The following is a 5,291-nucleotide window of genomic DNA, read 5'->3' as shown; positions in this document are numbered from 1 at the left end:
CGGAACCCTAAGCAGCCGTTACCGCAGCAACGGATATGTACCCAGTCAACCAAATCCTGGCCGGCTATCAGGCCGCCATCGCGAGCAGACTCGCTCCCACAGTTTGATCGACGTACAACCGAAAGAGACAGGCCGGCTGTCAGGCCGCCTTCGCGAGCAAGCCCGCTCCCACAGTTTGATCGACGTACAACCGGGAGAGCCAGGCCGGCTGTCAGGCCGCCTCGCGAGCAAGCTCTGCTCCCACAAGAGATTGAGGGGCAGTCGCGGATATTCAAACCAACACAAAACAAATGTGGGAGCGAGCCTGCTCGCGATTGCGCAGGGTCAGTCAACATTGATGCCGGCCAACGCGCCAGGTTTCGAGCGCCTCATAGGGCCCCTGCGCCCAATGCATCACTCGCTCGCGCAGCAATGACGAAGCCTCTCGACGCTTGTCCTCGCTATCACCGGCAAACGCCTGCCCCGGCTGCTTGGCATGCTGCCCCGCCATCGCAAACACTTGGCGGCGCTGGTCGTCATTGAGTTCGAAAAACGCTGCCAGCCGACCTGCCATCGCATCAGGCAACTCAGCGTAATTAACCGTCAGTCCGGCAAACTCATGGCAGCGCTCCAACCCCACCTGCAACAGCCGTCCCAGTCGGCGCGCGACGAAATCTTCCTGGCCGCTGAAGGGCAATCCGTCGTCCAACACGCTCGGCCCGATCATCCCCGGCACCATGTGCATGCCGGGACGACGCAAATGGGAAACGGCGATTTCCAAAGGGTCGCGGTACACGAACAGCCAAGGCGTGTCGGGAAAGCACTCGCGCAGCAGCGCCAGTTCACCGATGTTCCAGGCGTCGAGCTTGATCACCAAGCGCTTTTCCACGCCTCGGCGGCGTTGCCCATAGGCCGACATCAGCCCCATGAGCGCCATGCTCCGGTCAGCGTGCGGCATAGCATTGCGCAGCAGAGCATCCAGAGGCGGCGGCTCTGAAATGACGATGTGATCGTTGAGTTGAGCAAGCATCTGGCTAATCAACGTCGAGCCGCAGCGGGAGGCATGGAAGATGAATGCACTCGGAAGCAGGCCCGGGCTTTGTTGCCTCCACTGGTCCAGGACACTTAAAGGGGTCTGGCGGCGGAACGCCTGGTTGAAAGGCAACCGCAGGGCCTGCTCCACCGCGTCGCCGAAGAACGGTTGCGACAATCGCGCATCACCGAACCAGCACCAGTCAACCTGCCACTGCCCCGCCGCTTGCCACACGCGGATCGGCAGCCAGCCATCCAGGTTCAGGCCTTCCACTGATCACTCCACTGCCGGCGGCCGTTGCGCATGGCCGCCTGCAATTGCTCCCGGGTAAAGTGCAAATCCCGTCCGGCAGCCATCGCGATTGCACACTCAATGAAAGCCTCCACATCATGCAGACTCTGCAAGGTCCGGGCGAGTTGCGGGTCGCTTTCAACGAGTTGCTCAAAGCACAGCAGATCACTTCGCTCAGCCCCGATTGCCGGTGTGCTGAGCAACCCAGCGGCCACCTGCCTTTGCAGCCATGGGCTGGGGCGGCAATCGAGCACCAGATGAATCCGTGGCTGAGTGCTGTGGTTATCGACGCGATGAGGCAGCGACAAGTCGAGAAACCAGCATTCACCCGCGGTCATCGGAATCCGTTGCCCATCCAGCCAAAAATCCACGCCTGGCGGGCTGAGCAGTGGAACGTGCAGGCGCAGATCGGCGTCCGCCCCCGCCAGGTCATAATCGCGATGCTCGTGGATGCACCCACCGGGCCCAAGTCGCAGCAGCCGGGCCGAGACGATCTCCAGCGGCCAGTCGCGCAACGCTTCGTGCCAACGCTCATCGTCCAACCAAGGCCCGCGGTGCACGGGCTGACCGCGCCCTGGGGACAGCGGGGTCAAGGCATCGGCCGCCGAAATCAGCGCCACGCCACTCCAGTCACCGCTGTAATAGGCGCTGTTGAAGTGGCCATGCCAATGATCGTCCTCAACGGCTGCCAGTGCCTGCAACAGCAAAGGCAGGTTCACCGTTACCGGCAGCCGGGAAAACGCCGGGCGCACCCTACGTGCGGCCTGTTACTGGGACACCGCTGCCGTCGGCACCACGATATCGCCCTGGGCCCACGCCGCTTCGCGGTTGGCCAACGCCGTGGCAATCGACTGCACTTGGGTCGATTGCACTTCATCGGGCAACGGGTCGAGGCCAGCGCTGGCAAAGATCTGGCCGTAGGCGTTGCGCAGGTCGGCATAGGCCAAATCCCGCCGCAAATCAGCCTGCAGCGTATTGAGTTCGCCCTGAATCAGGTCCAGTTCACCCAAGCCGGCGGCCTGATGGCGGTTACGCAGTTGACCGACGATCTGCCCGTCAATCTCCGCCAACTGCTGGCTGGTCTTGAACTGGCGCAGCGCCTCGCGGTAATTGGCATTGGCCACGTACAGCTGCGCCAGCACGGCAATCGACATGGCCTGGCGCCGCGCCGCCGCCACCTCTTCACCGGCCTTGGCCACGTTGATGGCCGCCGGGGCGGAGATCACGTTGAACAGATTCCAGGTGACCTTCACGCCATAGTCAGCCCAGCCCTGCTCCACCAGGAACGAGTTGCTGTCGTAATGCCCTCCAGCGGAGAATTCCAGCCCAGGTAACAGGCGCAGCATGGCCTTGCGGGTTTCGGCGGCGGTAATGCGCGTCTGGTAGTCCTGCTCGCGCAGTTCCGGGCGGCTGGTCAGGGCTTCCTGTTCCAGGCGCGCGAGGTCGACCTTGAGTTCCGGGATGACGTATTCATCCTGGGTGGCCAAGGTCAGCTCGGTGCCCAGGGGCAGGTTGATCAGCGTCGCCAGTTCGGTCTTGGCCAGGGACAACGCCCGGCGCTGCTCTTCGAGCTGGCGGGTGGCCTGGATCAGCGAACGCTGGTAACCCAGTGCCTGCACCGGGTCGCCAATGCGTTGCTCGCTCATGCTCTGACTGTTGCCGCGAGCCGTATCGACTCGGACCATCAGGCTGTCGATTTGCTTGAGCAGGCGCTCGGCGGCCATGGCTCGCCAGTAAGCCGAACGCACATCCTGGACGATGGTGTTGATGACCTTGCGCCGACGCTCCTGCACGATCAGCCGCTGGTCCCCGGCCTGCTTGGCGCTGATGTAGCTCACGCCGAAATCGAGCACGTTCCAGACCATGGTCAGGTCGGCCACTTCGCGGTCGCGGTCCTGGGAGGTCGACGGTTCCAGAGACTGGGTACCGGTTTCGACGCTCTGGCTGCTGGAAGCGCTGACGTTGTTGCGGCCCACGTAGCCGGCGTCCAGAGCCATGCGCGGCAGCATGTCGAAACTGGCCAGGTCCAGCTGACGCTTGGCCAGGGCTTCTTCCATGATCTTCAAGCGGCCTTCAAGGTTGTACTTCACCGCACGAGCCATGGCCTGGTGCAGGGTCAGCGGGCCGCTGAGGGGCTCCTGATCCTTGTACATGTTCTGCAGATCGGTCTGGGCGCGCTGCTCGCTGACGCTACGCTCGATCGGCTCGCTGGTGACCGCACATCCGCTGACCGTCAACGCCAGCACACTCATTGCGAATAACTTCTGACTTCTATTCATTCCCTGGATTGCCCCTGGCTGCCCCAATTTTTTTAGTTGTTCAGGCCTGCGCCTGGCTCATGCCGACCTGCTGCAATGCCATTGCCAGGCTGTCGACCTGACGCTGCTCAGTGTCTTTGATGTGTTGCAGTTGCTGGCCCAGGGTTGGTGCGCCGAATACCCCGCGTACCCCTTGGGACACATCACCGCCCTGCATCGACCGATCGTCGAAGGCGTCCAGCGCTTCCCCGTCGGAGCCGGTGTCCTGATTGAACAGACCCGAAATCGTGCTGCTGCCGAACACCCCGCCATCGCCGCCACCGAAGCCCAGGAAGCCCTGGCCGGAGCCATCGCCCGCCGCGTCGGAGCTGAATACCTGGGCGATGTAGCTCGGAGCCAATGCGCCACGGTTGATGAAGATGTCGCCGATCGGCCGAATGCCGCCGCCCACGTCCCGTTGTTCAAACAGCGGTGGAAAGCCCAGCGGCGAGCCGAGGTCACCGGTTGGCGGTGTAAAAACGATCGGTTGCAACGGCACCTCGGAAGGCGGCACGACCGTGATAGGGTCGGACGTCAGGAACTCCGGCGGTGGCTTCACATCGTTGGGCACCACGGTGTCGATGGCGTAGTTGTTGGACACCGCCACGCTTGCTCCGGCGTTGCCCGTCAGGTCGCTGACGTTGCTGGTGTCCAGGGCGATGAAGTTGCTCGGGTCCGTGAGGTTCACCGTTGGAGTGAACGTTGCCGTCCAGGTCCTGCCGCCATCGCTGGTGCTCAGGTTGGTCAGTTCACCGTTGGTGACGCTGAGGTCCGACAGGTCGAAATCCGTCACCGCTTCGCTGAAGGTGAAGGTCACCTGGGTCGTCTCGCCCACGCTCAGGTTCGGGTCGGCGACGACAATGGTTGCGGTCGGGCGGGTGGCGTCAAGGGCGTAGTTGGCAGAGATCGCGATCCCCACGCCGGCGTTGCCGGCAATGTCCTGCACGTTGCTGCTGTCGAGCAGAATCAGGTTGGTGGCGTCGCTGACCCCAGCGGTAGGTGTCAGGGTCGCCGTCCAGGTCAGGCCGCCGTCACTGCTGATCAGGTTGGACAACACACCATTGGCAACGCTGAGGTCCGACAGGTCGAAACCAGACACCGCCTCGGTGAAACTGATGGTCACGGTGGTGCTCTGGCCGATGCCCAGGCGGGTGTCGTCCAAGGTGATGGTGGCGCCGGGGCGAACGGTGTCGATGGCGTAGTTATTGGAGTTCACCACGCCCACACCGCTGTTACCCGAGGCGTTGACCACGCCACTGGTGTCCAGGCTGATCAGGTTGCTGGTATCGGTGATGCTGGTCGTCGGGGTGAACGTGGCCGTCCAGGTGATGCCGCCGTCGGTGGACGAGACGTTGCTCAGCGTACCGTTGCTCACGCTCAGGTCGGCATTGTCGAAGCCGCTGACCGCTTCCGAAAAGGTAATAGTCACCAGTGAGGTTTCCCCCACCGTGAGTGCGTTATCGGCCACCACGATCGTAGCAGTCGGTACCTGCGTTTGGACCGCATAATTGGCCGAATCGGTGGAGCCTGTCCCGGCGTTGCCAGCCGCATCGCTGACCCCGGTGTTGTCCAGGCTGATCAGGTTGGTGGCGTCGGTCACACCCAGGGTCGGCGTGAAGGTCGCGGTCCAAGTCAGGCCGCCATCGTTGCTGCTGACAGCGCTCAGAGTGCCGTTGGCAACGCTCAGGTCC

4 protein-coding genes are annotated in these 5,291 nt (G+C 63.0%); all 4 read right to left on the bottom strand.

All coding sequences use genetic code 11. The annotated features are described in order from the left end of the window. Positions 1-328: 328 nt before the first annotated feature. The gene (locus HU811_RS24465; protein WP_186658564.1) at positions 329-1,285 is read right to left on the bottom strand and encodes a sulfotransferase family protein; all 957 of its coding nucleotides are present in this window, start codon (positions 1,283-1,285) and stop codon (positions 329-331) included. Then, positions 1,273-2,055 (bottom strand): aspartyl/asparaginyl beta-hydroxylase domain-containing protein, encoded by a 783-nt coding sequence (locus HU811_RS24460; RefSeq protein ID WP_186658563.1) that lies wholly within the window; start codon positions 2,053-2,055, stop codon positions 1,273-1,275. Before HU811_RS24460 ends, HU811_RS24465 begins: the two co-directional genes overlap by 13 nt. Before the next feature lie 15 nt (positions 2,056-2,070). After that, positions 2,071-3,582, bottom strand: coding sequence for a TolC family protein (locus tag HU811_RS24455; RefSeq protein ID WP_186658561.1), 1,512 nt, complete (start codon positions 3,580-3,582; stop codon positions 2,071-2,073). 40 nt (positions 3,583-3,622) lie between these two features. Then, the coding region (locus tag HU811_RS24450) for an Ig-like domain-containing protein (protein WP_263642030.1) at positions 3,623-5,291 on the bottom strand (1,669 nt) is incomplete at its 5' end.

It is taken from the genome of Pseudomonas tehranensis (assembly GCF_014268615.1).
GTDB lineage: Bacteria > Pseudomonadota > Gammaproteobacteria > Pseudomonadales > Pseudomonadaceae > Aquipseudomonas > Aquipseudomonas tehranensis.
This window is presented reverse-complemented; position numbering and strand designations above follow the sequence as displayed.